Annotated in this window: 20 protein-coding genes and 2 pseudogenes; 10 read left to right on the forward strand and 12 right to left on the reverse strand. The window is 69.5% G+C overall.

What is annotated here, in order from left to right:
* Positions 1-51: 51 nt before the first annotated feature.
* The 5 genes from ftsH to dacB form a co-directional block, all read right to left on the reverse strand.
* The gene (gene ftsH / locus ACZ67T_RS08160; protein WP_469982420.1) at positions 52-2061 is read right to left on the reverse strand and encodes an ATP-dependent zinc metalloprotease FtsH; all 2010 of its coding nucleotides are present in this window, start codon (positions 2059-2061) and stop codon (positions 52-54) included.
* Positions 2062-2258: 197 nt separating this feature from the next.
* Positions 2259-2819, reverse strand: coding sequence for a hypoxanthine phosphoribosyltransferase (gene hpt, locus ACZ67T_RS08165; protein WP_100597704.1), 561 nt, complete (start codon positions 2817-2819; stop codon positions 2259-2261).
* A 45-nt stretch (positions 2820-2864) separates the two neighbouring features.
* Positions 2865-3887, reverse strand: coding sequence for a tRNA lysidine(34) synthetase TilS (tilS, locus tag ACZ67T_RS08170; protein WP_469982422.1), 1023 nt, complete (start codon positions 3885-3887; stop codon positions 2865-2867).
* Positions 3888-4102: 215 nt separating this feature from the next.
* On the reverse strand, positions 4103-5245 hold the full coding sequence (locus ACZ67T_RS08175) for a zinc-dependent metalloprotease (RefSeq protein ID WP_469982424.1): 1143 nt from the start codon (positions 5243-5245) through the stop codon (positions 4103-4105).
* Positions 5246-5338: 93 nt separating this feature from the next.
* Positions 5339-6826: a D-alanyl-D-alanine carboxypeptidase/D-alanyl-D-alanine endopeptidase gene (gene dacB / locus ACZ67T_RS08180; RefSeq protein ID WP_469982425.1), complete on the reverse strand. Its 1488-nt coding sequence runs from the start codon at positions 6824-6826 to the stop codon at positions 5339-5341.
* 86 nt (positions 6827-6912) lie between these two features.
* Between dacB and ACZ67T_RS08185 the strand changes: the two genes are divergently transcribed.
* Positions 6913-7404, forward strand: a complete 492-nt coding sequence (locus ACZ67T_RS08185) for an inorganic diphosphatase (protein ID WP_100597700.1) — start codon at positions 6913-6915, stop codon at positions 7402-7404.
* 88 nt (positions 7405-7492) lie between these two features.
* Positions 7493-9190: a threonine/serine exporter family protein gene (locus tag ACZ67T_RS08190; RefSeq protein ID WP_469982426.1), complete on the forward strand. Its 1698-nt coding sequence runs from the start codon at positions 7493-7495 to the stop codon at positions 9188-9190.
* Positions 9191-9243: 53 nt separating this feature from the next.
* Here ACZ67T_RS08190 and ACZ67T_RS08195 read toward each other — a convergent pair.
* A pseudogene (locus ACZ67T_RS08195) lies at positions 9244-9909 on the reverse strand (DedA family protein); the annotation flags it as partial.
* 131 nt (positions 9910-10040) lie between these two features.
* Between ACZ67T_RS08195 and ACZ67T_RS08200 the strand changes: the two are divergent.
* A complete protein-coding gene (locus ACZ67T_RS08200; protein WP_469982427.1) occupies positions 10041-10406 on the forward strand; it encodes a YbjQ family protein in 366 nt (121 codons plus the stop codon).
* A 6-nt stretch (positions 10407-10412) separates the two neighbouring features.
* On the opposite strand, the gene ACZ67T_RS08205 is transcribed toward ACZ67T_RS08200, so the two are convergent.
* A complete protein-coding gene (locus ACZ67T_RS08205; RefSeq protein ID WP_469982429.1) occupies positions 10413-11171 on the reverse strand; it encodes a MerR family transcriptional regulator in 759 nt (252 codons plus the stop codon).
* Positions 11172-11292: 121 nt separating this feature from the next.
* On the opposite strand from ACZ67T_RS08205, the gene ACZ67T_RS08210 reads away from it, so the two are divergent.
* Positions 11293-12570: an ion channel protein gene (locus ACZ67T_RS08210; protein WP_469982430.1), complete on the forward strand. Its 1278-nt coding sequence runs from the start codon at positions 11293-11295 to the stop codon at positions 12568-12570.
* A 106-nt stretch (positions 12571-12676) separates the two neighbouring features.
* On the forward strand, positions 12677-14089 hold the full coding sequence (locus ACZ67T_RS08215) for a glutamate decarboxylase (RefSeq protein WP_469982432.1): 1413 nt from the start codon (positions 12677-12679) through the stop codon (positions 14087-14089).
* Between the two features lie 85 nt (positions 14090-14174).
* Here ACZ67T_RS08215 and ACZ67T_RS08220 read toward each other — a convergent pair whose 3' ends face one another.
* The 4 genes and pseudogenes from ACZ67T_RS08220 to ACZ67T_RS08235 form a co-directional block, all read right to left on the reverse strand.
* Positions 14175-14945, reverse strand: a complete 771-nt coding sequence (locus tag ACZ67T_RS08220; RefSeq protein ID WP_469982434.1) for an ABC transporter permease — start codon at positions 14943-14945, stop codon at positions 14175-14177.
* Entirely contained in the window at positions 14942-15964 is a 1023-nt protein-coding gene (locus ACZ67T_RS08225; RefSeq protein WP_469982435.1) for an ATP-binding cassette domain-containing protein, read from the reverse strand. The genes ACZ67T_RS08220 and ACZ67T_RS08225 overlap by 4 nt, the downstream gene beginning before the upstream one ends.
* A 135-nt stretch (positions 15965-16099) precedes the next feature.
* Positions 16100-16741, reverse strand: a complete 642-nt coding sequence (locus ACZ67T_RS08230; RefSeq protein ID WP_469982437.1) for a PadR family transcriptional regulator — start codon at positions 16739-16741, stop codon at positions 16100-16102.
* A gap of 18 nt (positions 16742-16759) precedes the next feature.
* Positions 16760-17296, reverse strand: a pseudogene (locus ACZ67T_RS08235) (DinB family protein).
* 225 nt (positions 17297-17521) lie between these two features.
* Between ACZ67T_RS08235 and ACZ67T_RS08240 the strand changes: the two are divergent.
* The 4 genes from ACZ67T_RS08240 to ACZ67T_RS08255 all read left to right on the forward strand — a co-directional run bounded on the left by ACZ67T_RS08240 (position 17522) and on the right by ACZ67T_RS08255 (position 19093).
* Positions 17522-17908 (forward strand): glyoxalase superfamily protein, encoded by a 387-nt coding sequence (locus ACZ67T_RS08240; protein ID WP_469982438.1) that lies wholly within the window; start codon positions 17522-17524, stop codon positions 17906-17908.
* 5 nt (positions 17909-17913) lie between these two features.
* Positions 17914-18270 carry an ArsR/SmtB family transcription factor gene (locus ACZ67T_RS08245; protein WP_469982439.1) on the forward strand — a complete coding sequence of 119 codons (357 nt, stop codon included), beginning with the start codon at positions 17914-17916 and terminating at the stop codon, positions 18268-18270.
* Positions 18267-18710, forward strand: a complete 444-nt coding sequence (locus ACZ67T_RS08250) for an SRPBCC family protein (RefSeq protein WP_469982440.1) — start codon at positions 18267-18269, stop codon at positions 18708-18710. Before ACZ67T_RS08245 ends, ACZ67T_RS08250 begins: the two co-directional genes overlap by 4 nt.
* Before the next feature lie 140 nt (positions 18711-18850).
* The gene (locus tag ACZ67T_RS08255; protein WP_469982441.1) at positions 18851-19093 is read left to right on the forward strand and encodes a DUF397 domain-containing protein; all 243 of its coding nucleotides are present in this window, start codon (positions 18851-18853) and stop codon (positions 19091-19093) included.
* Positions 19094-19323: 230 nt separating this feature from the next.
* Here ACZ67T_RS08255 and ACZ67T_RS08260 read toward each other — a convergent pair whose 3' ends face one another.
* Positions 19324-19806, reverse strand: coding sequence for an ATP-binding protein (locus ACZ67T_RS08260; protein WP_469982442.1), 483 nt, complete (start codon positions 19804-19806; stop codon positions 19324-19326).
* 266 nt (positions 19807-20072) lie between these two features.
* On the opposite strand from ACZ67T_RS08260, the gene ACZ67T_RS08265 reads away from it, so the two are divergent.
* Positions 20073-20939: a helix-turn-helix domain-containing protein gene (locus ACZ67T_RS08265; RefSeq protein ID WP_469982443.1), complete on the forward strand. Its 867-nt coding sequence runs from the start codon at positions 20073-20075 to the stop codon at positions 20937-20939.
* Positions 20940-21024 lie beyond the last annotated feature (85 nt).

Below are 21024 nucleotides of genomic sequence, written 5' to 3' on the forward strand. Positions count from 1 at the left end.
CGTCCCCCACACCGTAAGGCGTGGGGGACGCGGTTATCCATTCCGGGGTGATCAGGGCTCGGGGCTGTCCGTAGGAGCGATGTCCAGCCCGGACTCGATGCCCGTGGCCGCGCCGTTCGAACCGTTCGTCAGTGACAGCTCCCTGGGGGAGAGCACCGGCGGGCGGGTCGACGGAGTGCGGCGGGAGGAGCCGGTCCACGCGGGGCGGGCCGGGCGCTTCACGATCGGAGCGAAGATCTCGGCGATCTGCTCCTTGTTCAGCGTTTCCTTCTCCAGGAGCGCGAGGACCAGGTTGTCGAGAACGTCTCGGTTCTCGACGAGGATCTCCCAGGCCTCGTTGTGCGCGGTCTCGATGAGCTTCTTGACCTCTTCGTCGACGAGCGCGGCGACCTCTTCCGAGTAGTCGCGCTGGTGCGCCATCTCCCGGCCGAGGAACGGCTCGGTGTTGTCCCCGCCGAACTTGATCGCGCCGAGCCGCTCGGTCATGCCGTACTGCGTGACCATGGCCCGCGCGGTCGCGGTCGCCTTCTCGATGTCGTTCGCCGCGCCCGTGGTCGGGTCGTGGAAGACCAGTTCCTCGGCCGCGCGCCCGCCCAGCATGTACGCGAGCTGGTCGAGCATCTCGTTCCGCGTGGTGGAGTACTTGTCCTCGTCGGGCAGGACCATCGTGTAACCGAGGGCCCGTCCGCGGGACAGGATCGTGATCTTGTGCACCGGGTCGGAGTTGGGCGAAGCCGCCGCGACCAGGGCGTGTCCGCCCTCGTGGTACGCGGTGATCTTCTTCTCCTTGTCGGACATGATCCGGGTCCGCTTCTGCGGGCCCGCCACCACGCGGTCGATCGCCTCGTCCAGCATCGAGTTGTCGACGAGCTTGAGGTCGCTGCGCGCCGTGAGGAGCGCCGCTTCGTTCAGCACGTTCGCCAGGTCGGCGCCGGTGAAGCCCGGGGTGCGCCGGGCGACGGCGGACAGATCGACATCAGGTGCGACCGGCTTGCCCTTCTGGTGAACCTTGAGGATCTCCAGACGGCCCTGCATGTCCGGGCGGTCGACCGCGATCTGCCGGTCGAAACGTCCCGGGCGCAGCAGCGCCGGGTCGAGGATGTCGGGCCGGTTCGTGGCCGCGATCAGGATGACGCCGCCCTTCACGTCGAAGCCGTCCATCTCGACGAGCAGCTGGTTGAGCGTCTGCTCGCGCTCGTCGTGACCGCCACCGAGACCCGCACCGCGGTGCCGGCCGACGGCGTCGATCTCGTCGACGAAGACGATCGCCGGGGCGTTCGCCTTGGCCTGCTCGAACAGGTCACGGACTCGGGAGGCACCGACACCGACGAACATCTCGACGAAGTCGGAACCGGAGATCGAGTAGAAGGGGACCCCCGCCTCACCGGCGACGGCGCGCGCGAGCAGCGTCTTACCGGTTCCGGGCGGGCCGTAGAGCAGCACACCCTTGGGGATCTTGGCGCCGACGGCCTGGAACTTCGCCGGCTCCTGGAGGAACTCCTTGATCTCGTGGAGCTCCTCGACGGCCTCGTCCGAGCCCGCCACATCGGCGAACGTCGTCTTCGGGGTGTCCTTGGTGATGAGCTTCGCCTTGGACTTCCCGAACTGCATGACTCGGGAACCGCCGCCCTGCATCTGATTCATCAGGAACAGGAAGACGACGACGATCAGGACGAAGGGGAGCAGGGAGAGCAGGATCCCCACGAAGGCGTTCTGCTTCGTCGGGGCGACGGTGTACCCGTCGGGGATCTGCTTGTCCTCGAACTTGGCCTGCAGATCCTTGGCCACGTCGACGCCCTGGTCGCCGATGTAGCTCGCCTGGATCTTGCCGCTGCCCTGGACCTTCTGGCCGTTCTTGAGCTCGACCTTGATGTTGTTTTCGTCGCCGGTGGTCAGCTTGGCCGACTGCACCTTGTTGTCGTTGATGGCCTGAATGACCTGGCCGGTGTCCACCGTCTTGTAGCCACCGGACGAACCGACGACCTGCATCAACACGACCACGGCAAGGACGGCCAGCACGATCCACATGACCGGCCCACGGAAGTATCGCTTCACGTCCATCCATACGGAGCGATGACGCCCCGTCCCTCCTGCCATAGTGAGTTTGATAAAGGCTGTTTTGAAGACTGTTCTTCGGACGGTACCCCAGCATTGTCACCCGAAGCCGCAGGGGACGACTGGGAATCTCGCCCACGCATGCTCCAACGGCGGGAAACCCGCAGGGGTTCCCGACCGTCTCACATCGCTTCGGCGGCGGTTCAGCCGCCGTAGACGTGCGGAGCCAGAGTGCCGACGAACGGCAGGTTCCGGTACTTCTCCGCGTAGTCCAGGCCGTACCCGACGACGAACTCGTTCGGGATCTCGAACCCGGTCCACTTCACGTCGATGGCCACCTTCGCCGCCTCCGGCTTGCGCAGCAGCGTGCAGACCTCGAGGCTCGCGGGCTCGCGGGTGCCGAGGTTGGTGAGCAGCCACGACAGCGTCAGGCCGGAGTCGATGATGTCCTCGACGATCAGGACGTGCCTGCCCTTGATGTCGGTGTCGAGGTCCTTGAGGATCCGCACGACGCCGGACGACTGGGTGCCCGCGCCGTACGAGGACACCGCCATCCAGTCCATCGTGACGGGGGTGGACAGCGCACGCGCCAGGTCCGCCATGACCATCACGGCGCCCTTGAGGACACCGACGATCAGCAGGTCCTTGCCCGCGTATTCCGCATCGATCTTCGCGGCCAGCTCGGCCAGCTTCGCGTCGATCTCTTCCTTGGTGATGAGCACCGACTGGAGGTCCGTGCCCATGTCTTTCGCGTCCACCCGCATCACTTTCGGTCGTCCCACCGGCCGCTCAAGGACTCTCGTCCCGCGTCAGCCTTGCCGGATGACCAGTCTGCCACCCTGCCGCTGAGCCACGACCTTGCCGGGGAGGTTGATCTCCCCCTGGCCGCGCCATCCGGTGATCAGACGGTCGACCTCTTCGATGTGCCGGGCGAACAGAGCGCCCGCCGGAGCGCCCGCCTCGATGGCCGCGCGGCGCAGTACACGGCGGCGTACGGCGGGCGGCAGCGCGTAGAGCTTGGCGCACTCCAGGAGCCCTGCGGGGTCCCGCACCATGGCTTCCGCCTGCGCGGCCCACGTGTCCAGGGCGTCGGCGTCGTCGCGGGACAACTGGGCCGTACGGGCGAGCGCCTCGACGACACCCTTGCCGAGCGCCTTCTCCAGGGCGGGCAGCCCTTCGTGGCGCAGCCGGGAGCGCGTGTACGCCGGATCGGTGTTGTGGGGGTCGTCCCAGACGGGCAGCGACTGGGCCATGCACGCCTTGCGGGCGGTCTGGCGGTCGAGGCGGAGGAAGGGCCTGCGGTAACGGCCGCCGACCCCCGAGGTCGCGGCCATGCCCGACAGGGAGCGGATGCCGGAGCCGCGGGCGAGGCCGAGCAGGACCGTCTCCGCCTGGTCGTCGCGGGTGTGGCCGAGCAGGATCGCGGCGGCGCCGTGGCGGTCCGCCGCGGCGTCGAGCGCGGCGTATCTGGCGTCCCTCGCCGCGGCCTCGGGTCCGCCGCCGCGGCCGACGTGCACGGCCGCGGACTCGACGGGGTCGAGGCGCAGGGCGGTGAGCCGCGCGACGACTTCGGCGGCACGGAGATCGGAGCCGGGCTGCAGACCGTGGTCGACGGTCACGCCACCGGCGCGGATGCCGAGCTTGGGGGCCTCGAAGGCGAGGGCGGAGGCGAGCGCCATGGAGTCGGCACCGCCGGAGCAGGCGACAAGCACCAGGGGCGGGGTGCGCGGAGCTTCTGGCGCCGGGCGGGAGGCGCTGTGGTCGTTGAGTACGTCGTGGAGTACGCGGCGGACCGCCAGGCGTATCGCCGCGACCGCAGGATGGGGACCCATGTCCGGTTCCCTTCATGAAGTTTTCGGTGGGGGTGTGGCTCGGACCAGTCACTCAACAGCGACTCGTCGATTTCAGTCACTCAGAGTGCGTCGATGGTGACAGAGCCGAGCCGTTCCCCGAGCATTGCACGCCTACCCACGCCCCACGGTCCCTCGGATGGGTGATTACGGGGGCGTTCTCCTGCCGTTGGCCGTATTTGTTTCACGACCCTGCCTTACGGTGCACCCTCGGACTTGCTGTGCACCCGTGCGACCCAGTCCGCCGGTTTGGCGATCTCCGCCTTGGTGGGAAGCGTGTTCGGCGATGTCCATACGCGATTGAATCCGTCCATACCCACCTCGTTCACCACGGCCCTGACGAATCGCTCTCCGTCACGGTACTGGCGCAGCTTCGCGTCGAGGCCCAGGAGCTTGCGCAGCGCCAGGTCCAGGCGGGACGCGCCCTTCTGGCGGCGCTCCTTGAACTTCTCCCTGATCTCGCCCACCGAGGGCACCACCGCGGGCCCGACCCCGTCCATCACGAAGTCCGCGTGCCCTTCGAGCAGTGACATCACGGCCGTGAGCCGGGCGAGGATCTCGCGCTGGGCCGGGGACTGCACGAGCTCGACCAGGGAACGGCCCCCGTCGTCGCCCTCGCCCTGCTCCCCCTCGGGGCGCGCGCCCGCCAGGGACTGGGCGGCCTCCCGGATGCGCTCCAGGAACGTCATGGGGTCGACATCGGTCTCGGCGAGGAATGACTGGATCTCGCCCTCGAGGTGGTCGCGCAGCCAGGGCACGGCCGTGAACTGCGTGCGGTGCGTCTCCTCGTGCAGGCACACCCAGAGCCTGAAGTCGTGCGGGTTCACATCGAGTTCGCGCTCCACGTGCACGATGTTCGGCGCGACGAGCAGCAGTCTTCCGCCGCCGTCCGCCGCGGCCGGCAGGTCTCGGGTGGCAGGGGCGAAGGTCTCGTACTGCCCGAGGACACGGGAGGAGAGGAACGACAGCAGCATCCCGAGCTCGACGCCCGTGACCTTGCCGCCCACGGCGCCGAGGACCGCTCCGCCGGGGCCGGAGCCGCGCCGCTCCTCCATCTTGTCCAGGAGGGGCTTGAGGAGTTCCCTGAACCCCGCCACGTTCGCCCGGACCCAGCCGGGGCGGTCGACGACGAGGACGGGCGTGTCGTGCACCTCCTCGGTGGCCATCCGCGTGAACCCGCGGACATGCTCCTCGGAGGCCTTGGCGTGGCGGCGCAGCTCCGCGACGATCGCCCGCGCCTCGTCCCGGCTCACCTCCGGGCCGGGCCGCACGAGTCGGGTCGCGGTCGCCACCGCGAGATTCCAGTCGACCATCCCAGAAGCGCCACCGATGCTCGTCATGCGTCAACCGTACGTGTTCGAGTCCTGGTGCACAGGGGCTTGGCCCCGGACGGCGCCCGGGTTGTGCCCCCTAAGGGACGCGGCCGGGGCGGGTCAGCGGCAGCCGCAGTTCGCGACCGTCGACGCGAGCCGGTCCAGGGCCGCCTGGGCCTGTCCCGGGTTCACCGTGCCGTCCGTCATGAACGCGAAGACCAGGAGCCGCCCGTCCGCGTCGACGACCGTGCCGGCCAGCGTGTTCACCCCGGTCAGCGTGCCGGTCTTGGCCCGTACGAGGCCGATGCCCGCCGCGTCGGCCTCGTCGGTGTACCGCTTGCTCAGCGTGCCCGTGAAGCCGGCGACGGGCAGTCCGGTGAGGACCGGGCGCAGCCCCGGGCGCTCGCGTTCGACGGCGTGCGCGAGGACCTGGGTGAGCAGATCGGCCGAGACCTTGTCGGCGCGGTTCAGGCCGCTGCCGTCCGCGAAGTGGCTTCCGGAGAGCGGGATTCGGAGCTTTGCCAGCTCCTTGCGGATCCCCTTGCCACCGCCCTCGAAGCTCGCGGGCCCGTCCGTGGCGAGGGCCACCTGGCGGGCCAGGGCCTCCGCGATGTCGTTGTCACTGTGCGTCAGCATGCGCTCGACCAGGGCCGATACGGGCGGCGACGACACCTTGGCCAGCTTCTCGGCGTCGCCCGACGCCTTGCGCGGGCCCGGCTCGCCCTTCGTCCTGATGCCGCGGTCGTGCAGCAGATCCGCGAACTTCCGCGCGGCGGCGGCCGCCGGGTCGGACTCGCGGGGGGCCGGACCGCTCGACGAGTCGTCCGTGCGGGCCTCGTCGGCCATGAGGGCGCTGACCGGCGCGATGTTCTCGTTCGGACCGATGGGGTGCAGGAGCGGCCCCGAGTAGAGCGAGGTGTCGTAGGAGAGGGTGATCTCGTCCGTGTTCCGGCCCTTGAGCTCCTTGGCGGTGGCGTCGGCGAGGGCGCGCAGGCTCGCGTTCGGTCCGGCGTCCTTGCGGGCGGTGAGCGTGGGGTCGCCGCCGCCGACGAGGACGACCTCGTGCGAGTCGGGCTCGATGACGGTCTTCGTGTCGATGCGGTGGTCGGAGCCCGGCATCGACAGGGCGGCGACGGCCGTGGCGAGCTTCGTGGTCGAGGCGGGAGTCAGCGCGTCGCCGGAGCTCTTGCCGTACAGCCGCTGACCGGTGGCCGCGTCGACGACGGCCGCGGTGCGGCGCTTGCCGAGGGCCGGGTCGTTCAGGAGCGGGTCGAGCACGTGGGCGAGCGCGCCCTTCGTGGGGCCGGGGACCGAGCCGCCCGGCGCCGCGAGCACCGCACGGGCGCTCGGGGCCGCGTCCGGCTCCTCGGAGCCCCCGTCTCGGCCGTCGCGGCCGTGATCTGCGCCACCCCCGGCCTCCTGGGAGGCAGCCCGGCGCACCTCCGCCGTACGCTGACCGCTGGAGTCCCACGGACCGGCCGAGGCCACCGCCACGGCCGAGAGCGCCAGGCCCAGGACGGCAGCGCCCGCTGTGAGCTGCCAGGTCCTGACCTTCGTGAGCACCTTCACTGCCTGTGAAACTGCCTGCGAAGCCTTGAGCTCGGGCACCACGGACCAGCCCCTTTCGCGATCACACACCTGCGTGAGGGACACTTAATCACCAGTCGTATGTGTTGATCATGGAGGAGCCACCGGTGGAGTTCGACGTCACGATCGAGATTCCGAAGGGTTCGCGGAACAAGTACGAGGTGGACCACGAGACCGGTCGGATCCGCCTGGACCGTCGACTCTTCACCTCGACCAGTTACCCGGCCGACTACGGATTCGTCGAGAACACGCTCGGTGAGGACGGGGACCCGCTGGACGCGCTGGTCATCCTGGAGGAGCCGACCTTCCCCGGCTGCCTCATCAAGTGCCGCGCCATCGGCATGTTCCGTATGACGGACGAGGCCGGCGGCGACGACAAGCTGCTGTGCGTCCCCGCCTCGGACCCCCGCGTGGAGCACCTGCGGGACATCCACCACGTGTCCGAGTTCGACCGCCTGGAGATCCAGCACTTCTTCGAGGTCTACAAGGACCTGGAGCCCGGCAAGTCCGTCGAGGGCGCCGACTGGGTCGGCCGCACCGAGGCCGAGGCCGAGATCGAGCGGTCCTACAAGCGCTTCAAGGACGAGGGCGGTCACTGACCTCCCCCGCCGCGCACGGGCCGTCCCACTCCTCCGGGGGTGGGGCGGCCCGTTCACGTATCTGTGCTCATACTGAGGCGTACGGGAGGTGCGCAAGCGGCATACGAAGGGCGAGTTGGTGACGGAGCGGGAGCCGGAGGCGGCCGAAGACCGCAAACCGCAGTCGGACGAGGCACGCAGCGCCTTCACCCCGCCGCAGGGCGTGGTGCCGCAGCCCCCGGTACCCGAGCAGGACGAGTCGCAGACGACGTCCGAGTTCGCGCTCCCGGACGGGTTCAGCACCCCGGCCGCCGCACCCGCCGACACCGCCGGTTCGGCCTTCACTCCCCCGCAGACCTACAGCGCCCGGCAAGCGCCCCCCGCGTTCACCCCCGCGCACGGCATCCCCATGGTCAAACTGACCAAGGAGGCGCCCTGGCAGGACCGGATGCGCACGATGCTGCGCATGCCGGTCGCCGAGCGCCCGGCGGCCGAGCCCGTGCAGAAGCACGACGACGAGGGGCCGGCCGTTCCGCGCGTCCTCGACCTGACCCTGCGTATCGGCGAGCTGCTCCTCGCGGGCGGTGAGGGCGCCGAGGACGTGGAGGCGGCGATGTTCGCCGTGTGCCGCTCCTACGGCCTCGACCGCTGCGAGCCGACGGTGACGTTCACGCTGTTGTCGATCTCGTACCAGCCGTCCCTGGTCGACGACCCGGTGACCTCCTCGCGCACCGTGCGCCGGCGCGGCACCGACTACACGCGCCTCGCGGCCGTGTTCCAGCTGGTGTACGACATCAGCGACGCGGAGGTCGACGTCTCCCTGGAGGAGGCCTACCGGCGCCTCGCCGAGATCCGCCGCAACCGCCACCCCTACCCCGGCTGGGTGCTCTCCACGGCGACCGGGCTCCTCGCGGGCGGCGCCTCGATCCTCGTCGGCGGTGACCTGATCGTCTTCGTCGCGGCGGCGCTCGGCGCGATCCTCGGCGACCGGCTGGCCTGGCTGTGCGCCGGGCGCGGGCTGCCGGAGTTCTACCAGTTCACCGTCGCCGCGATGCCGCCCGCCGCCATAGGGATCCTGCTGACCCTCGCGCACAACCTCGTGGACGTACGCGCCTCCGCGGTGATCACCGGTGGGCTGTTCGCGCTGCTGCCGGGGCGGGCCCTCGTGGCGGGCGTGCAGGACGGCCTGACCGGCTACTACATCACCGCGGCCGCGCGCCTGCTGGAAGTCATGTACTTCTTCGTCGGCATCGTCGTCGGCGTCCTTGTCGTGCTCTACCTCGGCGTCCAGCTGCACGCGCAGCTGAACCCGGAGGCGGCCCTCCAGGTCATCGACCGCCCTTACTGGCAGATCGCCGCCTCGATGGCGCTGTCCCTCGCGTTCGCCATCCTGCTCCAGCAGGAACGCTCCACCGTGCTCGCGGTGACGCTGAACGGCGGTGTGGCGTGGGTCGTGTACGGGGCCATGCACGTCGTCGGCGGGATCTCGCCGGTCGCCTCGACGGCGGCGGCGGCCGGGCTCGTCGGGCTGTTCGGGCAGCTCTTCTCGCGTTACCGGTTCGCGTCCGCGCTGCCGTACGTGACGGCGGCGATCGGGCCGCTGCTGCCCGGTTCCTCGACGTACTTCGGACTGCTGGCCATCGCGCAGAACGACGTGGACGCGGGCCTGGTGTCACTCACGAAGGCGGCGGCTCTCGCCATGGCCATCGCGATCGGCGTGAACCTCGGGTCCGAGATCGCGCGGCTGTTCCTGCGCTCGCCCGGCGCGGAAGGGCGCCGGGCGGCGAAGCGGACCCGAGGCTTCTAGGACCCCGCACAAGGGGCCGTGGCGCTCTAGCGCTTCGCGTGGCGGCCGCGCTGGCCCGGCGCCGGCGCCTGCGGCTGGGGCGTCGCCACCGCGGCCTTCTTCGACTTGCTGCGCGCCCGCAGGAACTCGATCGCGATGGGGACCACCGAGACCAGGACGATCAGGATCAGGATCGCCTCGATGTTCTTGTGGACGAACTCGATGTTGCCCAGCCAGGAGCCGAGGAGCGTGACGCCCGCGCCCCAGAGCACGCCGCCGATGATGTTGAACGTGATGAACGAGCGGTACTTCATGCCGCTGACGCCCGCGATGATCGGCGTGAACGTCCGCACGATGGGCACGAAGCGCGCCAGGACCAGGGACTTCGGGCCGTACTTCTCGAAGAACTCGTGGGCCTTGACCACGTTCTCCTGCTTGAAGAGGCGGGAGTCCGGGCGGTTGAACAGCGAGGGGCCGACCTTCTTGCCGAAGAGGTAACCCGCCTGGTCACCGAGGATCGCGGCGACGCAGATCAGGCCGACGGCGCCCCACAGGGGGAAGTCCAGCGTGCCGGCGGTGATCAGCAGTCCGCAGGTGAACAGCAGGGAGTCGCCCGGCAGGAAGAAGCCGATGAGCAGGCCGGACTCCGCGAACACGATCAGGAGCAGGCCCCAGATGCCGAACGTGTTGAGCAGGTGGTCCGGGTCCAGCCAGCTTGGTCCGAGAGCAAGCGTCGTCACGGTTCCGGACTCCTGAGGGGTGGTGAAGCAAGGGCAATGGCGGTGCAAAGTTATCAACGCCGGATGACGGCACCAGGTTCCAGCCGCCCTCTCAGGATGCACCGTGCGTCAACTGTGGCAAACCTGTGTGTATGGGTATCGAAGACTACGGCGGCGGCCAGAATCCGCAGACGGATGTGCTCGTCGTCACCACGAACGACGTGCCCGGCTACCGGGTGGAGAAGGTGATCGGCGAGGTCTTCGGCCTCACGGTCCGCTCCAGGCACCTCGGCAGCCAGATCGGCGCCGGTCTCAAATCGATGATCGGCGGCGAGCTGAAGGGCCTCACCAAGACGCTGGTGGAGACCCGTAACCAGGCGATGGAGCGGCTCGTGGAGCAGGCCCGCTCCCGCGGCGCCAACGCGGTGCTGATGTTCCGCTTCGACGTCACGGAGGCGGCGGACGTGGGCACCGAGGTGTGCGCGTACGGCACGGCCGTGGTGATCGCGCCCCGGTAGCGCCGGTCAGACGTTGCGGACGGCGTTGGCGAGGATCGCCTCCCGCAGGAAGGCGGCCACGCCCTCCCGGTCCTTGTCGAGGTTGCGCCGGTAGCGCTCGTCCGCGACGAACATCTCACCGAGAGCGGTCTGCATCTCGTGGCTGCACTCGTAGTGGAACCGGCAGATCTGCTGCCGGTGCTCCTCCGCGAGGTCCATCGCGGCCTCGGACCCGGGCTCCCGGCCCGAGTCCATGACGGCGACAAGGCGGCGCGTCCAGTCTTCGTGCGCCTCCTTGATCCGCCGCCAGTCCTCCTTGGTGTACGAGGCGGCCTTGCGCTGCGACTCGGCGTAGGCCTCGGTGTGGCCCCAGCGCTCCTGGACCTCGTCGGCGTACTGCTCGGGGTCGTGGTCGCCGAAGACCTCGAACTTCTCCTCGGGCGTGAGGTTGATGCCCATCTTGCGTGCCTCCATGGCGTGTTCCACGGCCTCGGCCATCTTCTTGAGCTCGCCGATCCGGGCGGTCAGCAGTTCGTGCCGGCGGCGCAGATGCGCGAGCGGGTCCGCGTCCGGATCGTCGAGAAGGGCCGCGACCTCGTCGAGGGGGAAGCCGAGCTCCCGGTAGAACAGGATCTGCTGCAGCCGGTCCAGGTCGGCGTCGCTGTAGCGCCGGTGGCCCGCATGGCTGCGGCCGACCGGCGCGAGCAGACCGATCGCGTCGTAGTGGTGCAGTGTGCGCACGGTGACGCCGGCGAACCCGGCGACCTGCCCCACGGAGTAGCTCACGGCTCCCGCCCCCTCCCTGTCGTTGTCGGTACGGGTCCCAGCGTGCGGCCTCACGTCACGTGAGGTGCAAGCGGGCATTTCTCCGAGTGTTACGCGGCTTTCGTCCGCTTATGGTGTGCCGGTGAGCACCGACGCGCAGGCCGAGCCCCAGGAGACCACCCCGGCACGGGCGTTGCTGCCGCTGGTCGTCCCCGCGCTCGTCGTCGGCGTCGTGTGCAGCCTGCTGTTCCTCGGTGTGAGCGGTCTCGCCGAGCAGCTCCAGCACGTGCTGTGGGAGGACCTGCCCGACGCGCTCGGCATCGGCGGGTACTCCTCGGCCTGGATGATCGTCATGCTGACCACGACCGGCATCCTCGTCGGCCTCGTCGTGTGGAAGGCGCCCGGTCACGCGGGGCCGGACCCCGCCACCGTCGGGCTCGAGGGCGAACCGCTGCCGCCGTACGTGCTGCCCGGGCTGCTCGTCGCGACCGCGCTGATGCTGGCCGGCGGGCCCAGCCTCGGCCCGGAGAACCCGATCATCGCGGCCAACGTCGGCCTCGCGTTCTGGCTCGGCTCGAAAGCCCTGCCCGCCATGCCCTCCGCCTTGTGGGGCACCCTGGCCGAGGCGGCCACGCTCGGCGCGCTGTTCGGCACACCGGTCGCCGCCGCCCTCGTCATCTCCGAAGCCCTCGCGGGCAAGCCGATCAAGGGCTCGCTGTGGGACGCCCTGTTCGCGCCGCTCACCGCGGCGGCCACCGGCGCGCTGACCACGGCCCTCATCGGACATCCCAGCTTCGACCTCGGTCTGCCCCCCTTCCCCCGGGCGGACGGAGGCGACCTCCTCTGCGTCCTGGTCATCGCCTCCGCGGCCGCGGTCCTCGGCATGGCGGCCGTCTACGCCTTCCCATACGCGCACGCCGCGTTCGGACGCCTCAGGCACCCCATGCTGATGCTGCCCGCCGGCGGGCTCGTGCTCGGTCTGCTCGGCGCGCTCGGCGGCCATCTCACGCTCTTCAAGGGCCTCGACGAGGTCGCCGAGCTGGCCAAGGACCCCGAGGGCTGGTCGGCCGGGCAGTTCGCCCTGATGACGGTGGTGAAGCTGGCGGCCCTGGTGATCGCCGCATCCTGCGGATTCCGCGGCGGCCGGATCTTCCCCGCGGTCTTCATCGGGACCGCCTTCGGCCTGTTCGCCCACGCGCTCGTGCCGAGCGTGCACCCCGCCGTCGGCGTCTCGGCGGGCGTCCTCGGCATCCTGCTCGCCATCACACGGCAGGGCTGGGTCAGCCTGTTCATCGCGGCCATCCTCGTCGCGTCCCCGCCGATCCTCGTCCTGCTGTGCATCGCCTCGCTGCCGGCCTGGCTCCTGGTCACCGGACGTCCCCAGATGCAGCTGCACGACGACGGCACGGCCGTCCGCTGAGAGCGGCCGCCCCTGCCCGTCCGCCGATCCGTCGCCGGGCGGTACACCCCACTCCTCCGTATCCTCGCGATGAGGCCACGACCGCGTATCGAGGGAGCCCGCGACCATGCCGCTGCACCACGGTCCCCACCACCACGACGAGAGCCCGCTGGCCGTCAACCCCTTCTACGGCGAGGCCAATCCGGTCAGCGGCATGACCGAAGCCCCGCCCAAGCACCGGCTGCCCGACGACCCCATGCCGCCCTCCACGGCGTACCAGCTGGTCCACGACGAGCTGATGCTCGACGGCAACGCGCGGCTCAACCTCGCCACGTTCGTCACCACCTGGATGGAACCGCAGGCCGGCGTCCTGATGGGCGAGTGCAGAGACAAGAACATGATCGACAAGGACGAGTACCCGCGCACCGCGGAGCTGGAGCGGCGCTGCGTGTCGATGCTCGCCCACCTGTGGAACGCGCCCGACCCGGACGGCGCCGTCGGCTGTTCGACCACCGGTTCGAGCGAGGCGTGCATGCTCGCCGGGATGGCCCTCAAGCGCCGCTGGATGAAGCGGAACGCCGACCGCTACCCGTCCAAGCAGGCGCGCCCGAACCTCGTCATGGGCATCAACGTCCAGGTCTGCTGGGAGAAGTTCTGCAACTTCTGGGAGGTCGAGGCACGCCAGGTCCCCATGGCGGGCGACCGTTTCCACCTCGACCCGCAGGCCGCCGCCGAGCTGTGCGACGAGAACACCATCGGTGTCGTCGGCATCCTCGGCTCGACGTTCGACGGCTCGTACGAGCCGATCGCGGAGCTGTGCGCCGCCCTCGACACCCTCCAGGAGAAGACCGGCCTCGACATCCCCGTCCACGTCGACGGCGCCTCCGGCGGCATGATCGCGCCCTTCATCGACCCCGAACTGGTCTGGGACTTCCGCCTGCCCCGGGTGTCGTCCATCAACACCTCGGGCCACAAGTACGGCCTCGTCTACCCGGGCGTCGGCTGGGCCCTGTGGCGTACGGCGGACGACCTGCCGGAGGACCTGGTCTTCCGGGTCAACTACCTGGGCGGCGACATGCCGACCTTCGCCCTCAACTTCTCCCGGCCCGGCGCCCAGGTCGTCGCGCAGTACTACACGTTCCTGCGCCTGGGCCGCGAGGGCTACCGCGCCGTGCAGCAGTCGACGCGGGACGTCGCCAGGGCCCTCGCCGAACGCGTCGAGACCTTCGGCGACTTCCAGCTCATCACGCGCGGCGACCAACTGCCCGTCATCGCCTTCACGACAGCACCCGATGTGAAGGCGTACGACGTCTTCGACGTGTCGCGCCGCCTGCGCGAATTCGGCTGGCTCGTACCCGCGTACACCTTCCCCGCGCACCGCCAGGACCTGGCCGTGCTGCGACTGGTGTGCCGCAACGGCTTCTCCGCCGACCTGGCGGAGCTCTTCCTCGCCGACCTCAGGCGCCTGCTGCCCGGACTGCGCCGGCAGGCGCACCCCCTGACCCGCGACAAGGATGCGGCGACCGCCTTCCACCACTGACACTGCTCAGGGGTCTCATCCGCTGAGCCCTCTTTGCCGGGCCCTGTTTCCTGGGCCCTGTTCCCTGAGCCTTGCTTCCTGAGCCCTATTTGCTGAGCGCCGCGAACTTCCTTACCGCCAGGGGGAAGAACACCGCGAGCAGCGCGAGCGGCCACAGCACCGCCGACCACAGGTGACCCGGCTCCCCGCCGGGCCCGCCGAACAGGTCCCGTACGGCAGTCGCCGTGTGCGACATCGGGTTCCACTCGACGACCGTGCCCAGCCAGCCGGGCATCGAGCCGGGCTCGGCGAGCGCGTTCGACAGAAACCCGACCGGCCAGACGAGGATCTGCACGGCCTGCACCAGCTCCGGCTTCCCCGCCACCATCGCCAGGTGGATGCCGATCCACAGCATCGCGAACCGGAAGAGGAGCAGCAGGCCGAGCGCGCCCAGGAAGGTCCCGGCCGAGCCGTGCGGACGCCAGCCGATCACGTAACCGACACCGGTCATCACGACAAGCGCGGCGGCCGACTGGAGCATGTCGGCGGCCGAACGGCCCACCAGCACCGCGCCGTTGACCATCGGCATCGACCTGAACCGGTCGATCACCCCCTTGTTCAGATCCTGCGTCACCGCCAGCATCGTCGCCTCGAGCCCGAACGCCATGGTCAGCGCGAGCATGCCCGGCACCAGATAGTCGACGTACTCGCCCTCGACTCCCTTGCCGCCACCGACCAGGAAGCCGAACATCAGCAGCAGCATCACCGGGAAGACCAGCCCGACCACGATCTGCGTGGGCCGGCGCGCCCAGTGCGCCAGCTCACGCCGTGTCATGGTCCACGAATCGGCGACGGCCCAGCTCATCGGCGTACTCATGCCTTCACCTCCGGCCGGTCCGATACGTGTCCACGTTCCGCCGCGTCCTTCTGTACCGGCTGCCCGGGCTGTCCCGGCTGCCCGAGCTGTCCCGGCTGTCCCGGTCCCGTCAGATGCAGGAACACCTCGTCCAGGGTCGGTCTGCGCACCGCGATGTCCTCGGCCTGCACACCCGCGCCCTGGAGCGCCCGCACGACCTCCGTGAGCGCGGCCATCCGGTCGGCGACGGGCGCGCTGACCAGCCGGCGGTCCGCGTCGACCGTGGCACCGTCCGGCAACAGCCCTGCCGCTACGTCCAGTTGGGACCCGTCCCGCACGACGACGTCGATCCTGTCACCGCCGAGCCGGGCCTTGAGCTCGTCGGCGGTGCCCCCGGCGACGACCCTGCCCCGGTCCACGACCGAGATGCGGTCGGCGAGCTGGTCGGCCTCCTCCAGATACTGCGTCGTCAACAGCACCGTCGTACCGCCCCCGACGAGGGAGCGCACCGCGCCCCACACCTCGGCGCGCCCGCGCGGATCGAGGCCCGTCGTCGGCTCGTCCAGGAAGAGCACCTCCGGGTCCGTGATGAGCGAGGCGGCCAGGTCCAGGCGGCGCCGCATGCCGCCGCTGTACTGCCCGACCGCCTTGCGCCCGGTGCCGGCGAGCCCGAAGCGCTCGAGGAGTTCGTCGGCTCGCACCCGCGCACGGCGGGCGCCCAGATGGTGGAGGCGTCCGAACATCTCCAGGTTCTGCCACCCGCCGAGCCCCTCGTCCACCGCCGCGTGCTGGCCGAGGAGCCCGATGCGGCGGCGCACCTCGCCCGCCTCCCGCCGCACGTCGTGACCCGCCACCTCGACCCGCCCCTCGTCGGCCCGCAGCAGCGTCGTCATGGTGCGGACGGCCGTCGTCTTGCCCGCGCCGTTCGGCCCGAGCAGCCCGTGCACGGTGCCGCGGGCGACCGTGAGGTCGAGCCCGTCCAGCGCCCATTTGTCCCCGTACCTCTTCCGTGCGCCCTCGACGATGATGGCGTCGGTCATCCGGCTCCTCCCACCGAGAATCTCGGTACTCAAATTTGACTACACCGCGAAAGGTAGCCCCGCTTCAGTCATTAGTCAAACTTGATTAACGCGAATTGGCGATGGCCGGCGCTGACCAGTGGTGGTCAGCGGTGACTAGCGAGGGTCGTCGGGGTGCGCCTCGCCGGTGGCGTAGGGGTTCTCCTGCCCCTCCGCGAGCACCCCGACAAAGGGCTCACCCTCGCCCGCGAACGCGTATGCGCCACCCTCGATCCGGCCGATCAGGCCCCGCGTCCACTCCGCGCCCGCGTCGGCCGTGTGCACCCAGAAATTCATGATCTCGCCGATGTGCCCGAGTCCTTCGGGCCCGTCCTCGGGCGTGTAGTACTCGGTGACGGCGCGCCGCCACTTCTCGATGCCGTCCACGCGCCGCCGCAGCAGCTCCACCGCCTCCTGCCGCGGCAGATCGACGATGAAGCCGAGCGCGGCCGAGAGGATGTCCGGCTTCTGGTCGTACGACACGAGCGCCTCACGCAGCAGCGTACGGAACTCCTCGGTGCCCTTGTCCGTGATCTCGTACTCGGTACGCGGCGGGCCGCCGGCCGTGGACGGCGCGATCTCGTGCGCGACGAGGAATCCCTGCTTCGCCATATGCTTGAGCGCGTGATAGATCGACCCGGGCTTGGCGTTCGACCACTCGTGCGCGCCCCAGTACTCGAGGTCGTTGCGCACCTGGTAACCGTGCGCGCGGCCGTGCTGGCGTACGGCCCCGAGGACCAGGAGACGGATCGCTGACATGGGCCCCAGCGTAGGACGTCACTCCTGAGCCATCACGGCCAGCTCGTACGCGGTCTTCCCGTCGAGGGACTCGCGGATGATGTCCGCATGCCCCGCGTGCCGGGCCGCCTCCCGGATCAGATGGAGCAGCATCCACCGCATGGACACCTCCCCCTCGTGCGGGTTCCAGTCATGACGGGGCAGCGGAAACGTGTCGTCGAGGCTCGGCACCTACCGGATGAACTCCTCGGTGGCCAGCGCCACCTTGTCCCAGTAGGCGAGCGCCGACTCGACACTCTCGTCGCCCACGAGCCGGAAGCTGTCGGCCCAGTTCGCCTCGGTGCGCTGCGTGTCGGGCGCGACCTGCCGGGCCCGCGCCACCCAGCCCTGCTCGGTCTCGGCGACGTGCTTGATCAACCCGGACAGCGCCAGCGCGCTGGCGCTCGGGGTCGCCGCGGCCTGCTCGTCACTCAGCCCGAGCACGGCCCGGCGGATGGCGCCGCGCTGCTCGGCGAGGCAGATCAGGAGGGTGCCGCGTTCGTCGCCGCGGATCTCCGCCTTCCCGTGAGTCGCCATCGTGGGCCGCCTTCCGTCGGTTTCGCTGCCTGTACTCACGAAGGTAGAGGGACTTGCGGTCAGTTCCCGTCCTCGAGCGAGCGGCACCGCCCGGACGCCGAACCCGGACCCCGGTCCCGGGACCCCGAACCCGAACCTGGACCCGGGACCCGGGACCCGGGAACGTATCGCGTAGGAATTTCCCTACGTTTGACGCGTAGGGAAACCCCTACCTATAGTCTGGGCATGAGCAGCCACGCGAACATCACGCACGCCTCCTTCATCACCCTTCCCGTCTCCGACCAGGACCGCGCCCTGCGCTTCTACGTCGACGTACTCGGCTTTGACGTCGTCGTCGACCGCGAGATGCCGCCGGGCCGCTGGCTCCAGGTCGCACCGGCGGGCGCGCAGACCGTCTTCACGCTGTCCGGTCCGGGCATGGGCGATTTCACCCCCGGTTCGACGCGGGGGATCATGTTGGTGACGACCGACGTCGACGCCGACTGCGCACGGCTCACCGCCGCCGGAGCCGAGGTCACCGGCCCCGACGACGTGCCGTGGGGCCGCATGGCCGCCTTCAGCGACCCGGACGGCAACTCGCTGATGCTCATCACGGAGAAGGAAGGGTTCTGAGGCCGATGTCGATGACGAGCGCGACCGACACCACCGGCCAGGACCGGCTGTTCGCCGCGCTCGCCAACGGGACACGGCGCGAGGTGCTCCGCCTCCTCAGGGACGAGGGCCCGCAGCCCGTCCAGGCGCTCGCCGACCACTTCGCAATGCGCCGGCCCAGCCTCTCGGAGCACCTCAAGGTGCTCCGAGAGGCCGGCCTCGTGTCGGAGGAGCGCGCGGGGCGGCAGCGCATATACCGGCTCGAGGCGTCCCCTCTGGCCGAGGTGCAGGACTGGCTCCATCCGTACGAGCGGTTCTGGCGCGGGCGCCTGAAGGGGCTCGCCGAACTCCTCGACCGCATACCCGACGATGACGAGTCATGAGCCTCACGAGCATTACGGTCGACCAGTTCTTCCCCCACCCGCCCGCCAAGGTCTGGCGCGCCCTCACCGAACCCGAGCTGATCGCCCAGTGGCTGATGACGGGCAGTGACGACTTCCGCCTCGAGGTGGGCCACCGGTACGTGATGACGACCGTGCCGCGCCCCAACACCGGCTTCTCCGGCACCGTAGACGTAGAGGTCCTCGCGTACGAGGAGCAGCGGATGCTCAGCGTCCGGTGGCAGGACCGGGATCCGGCCAATTCTGCGGACTGGACCATTACGTGGAACCTGGAGCCAGAAGGCCGTGGAACGCGTCTCTTCCTTGTGCACGACGGATTCGATCCGGACGATCCGGCACAGATGATGGCGCGGAAGATCATGGACGGGGGCTGGCGTTCGCATGTCATGCGGGCGCTGGGGCAGACGCTCGAAGAGCTGTAACCGCGGGAACACCCCCCGTGCACGTGCATCTGCCCATGCATCGGCATGTGAACGCAGCTATGATCCAGGACAGTTGACCACTACACCTGACTCGCTGGCCACATGAGCCTCACAGGCCACAGCACGACCGGGGAGCGACTGTGCACCACGTGTACAACGGCATGGCGGCCACGCAGCTTCACGGTGTGGTCTGGCAGAAGAGCAGGCACAGCAACTCGCAGGGCTCCTGCGTGGAGTTCGCGAAATTGCCGGGGGGCCGAGTGGCGATGCGCAACTCGAACTTCCCGGAGGGCCCGGCACTCGTCTACACGCCCGCCGAGATAGAAGCGATGCTGCTGGGCGTCAAGGACGGGGAGTTCGACCATCTGATAGCGGACGGGTGACCGGCAGCGGATGACCGGCCACCGGTGACGGTCAGCAAACTTCTGGCTGACGCCTGACAGCCCAGCTCAGCTCAGCTCAGCTCACGACTGACAGGTGACAGGTGACAGGTGACAGGTATCAACTGACAGATGACGACAATTGTCAGCCGTCAGGTGACAGTCGTCAGCTGTCCGCTGCCAGTGACCCGCCATCAGTTGCCAGTAACTACAGGCCCGTTGCCCGCCCGCACTCACAGCCGGAACAGCGCCCACACCACTTTCCCGTTCAGCGTGCCGGCCAGCGGATGCCAGCCCCAGCTGTCGCTGAACGAGTCGACGAGGAACAGGCCGCGGCCCGATTCGGCGTTGAAGTCGTCGTCCGCCTCGCGGGCGACGGGGCTCTCGTCACTGGGATCGCGCACCGCGCACACCAGGCGTGAGGTCCAGCGCATCAGATGCAGCCGCACCGGCGGGTCCTGTGAGCGCGGGGTGTTCGAGGGCAGCCCGTGCCGCAGGGCATTGGTGACGAGTTCGGAAACGACGAGGCAGACGTCGTCGAATCTCTCCGCCACGTCCCAGCCGTCGAGCGTCCCGCGCGTGAACTTACGGGCGCTGCCCACCGCTTCGTACCGTGCGGGAAGTGCGCAGGAGGCGGAGCTGGAGACGCCTGAAGGGTCGAGTGGCGGAAGCCCCTGCCTTAACGGCTCGAGCATGGCCGGTCCATTCGTCCCCATGCGAGGCACTCCCGGGATTCGCGGTACATAGCGATTGGAGCGGTGGTGCGTGGGCCATCGTTCCGAATGCGTACAGCGGATGCAAGGGCAGATGCACGTGCACGCGCCCGACCTGTCCCCGCACGTACCACTTGTTGCTCATTTCTTCCCACGACTTCTTGTGGAGACCTTTCGCAACCTTTCCGTTTCTGTAACCGAACGAGTACGGGCCGGAGCGTTTTAATGGCAGACTTCGGCTCCGGAAGCGATGGGGAGGGTGAAGCGACGTGAGTGCGGGAGAGTCGAGCGGCTCAGTGGTGCGACGCATCCTGCTGGGTTCGCAACTGAGGCGCCTGCGCGAGTCGCGTGGCATCACCCGGGAAGCGGCCGGCTACTCGATCCGCGCATCCGAATCGAAGATCAGCCGCATGGAGTTGGGACGGGTGAGCTTCAAGGCCAGGGACGTCGAGGACCTGCTGACCCTGTACGGCGTCGCCGACGAGGCCGAGCGCGGCGCGCTCCTCTCCCTCGTCAAGGAGGCCAACGTCGCAGGCTGGTGGCACACGTACTCGGACGTCCTGCCCGGCTGGTTCCCCACCTATGTCGGCCTGGAGGGCGCCGCGTCGCTCATCCGCGCCTACGAGGTGCAGTTCGTGCACGGCCTCCTCCAGACCGAGGGGTACGCGCACGCGGTCGTCGCCCGGGGCATGAAGGGCGCACCGAAGGCGGACATCGACCGGCGTGTGGCACTGCGCCTCGAACGGCAGAAGCTCCTCGTCTCCGAACGCGCACCCGAGTTCCACGTGGTGCTCGACGAGGCGGCGCTGCAACGCCCTTACGGCGGACCGAAGGTGATGCAGGGCCAGCTCCAGCATCTGATCGACGTCTCCGAGCGGCCCAACGTCACGCTCCAGGTCATGCCGTTCGGATTCGGCGGCCACTCGGGCGAGACCGGCGCCTTCGCGATGCTCAGCTTCCCGGAGTCCGACCTCTCCGACATCGTCTACATGGAGCAGCTCACCAGCGCCCTCTACCTCGACAAGCGCGAGGACGTCACGCAGTACGCGCGGTCGATGAAGCAGCTCCAGTCGGAGTGCCCGACGCCGCAGGAGAGCGTGGACATCATCCGGGGCCTGCTGGCCAAGAACGGCTGACCGCGATCGGCCGAGCGGGACCGGTTGACCGGGGCCGGCCGAGCGGGACCAGTTGACCAGGACTGGCCGAGAAGCATTGCTTCTG

Source organism: Streptomyces sp. NPDC107517 (assembly GCF_055582645.1).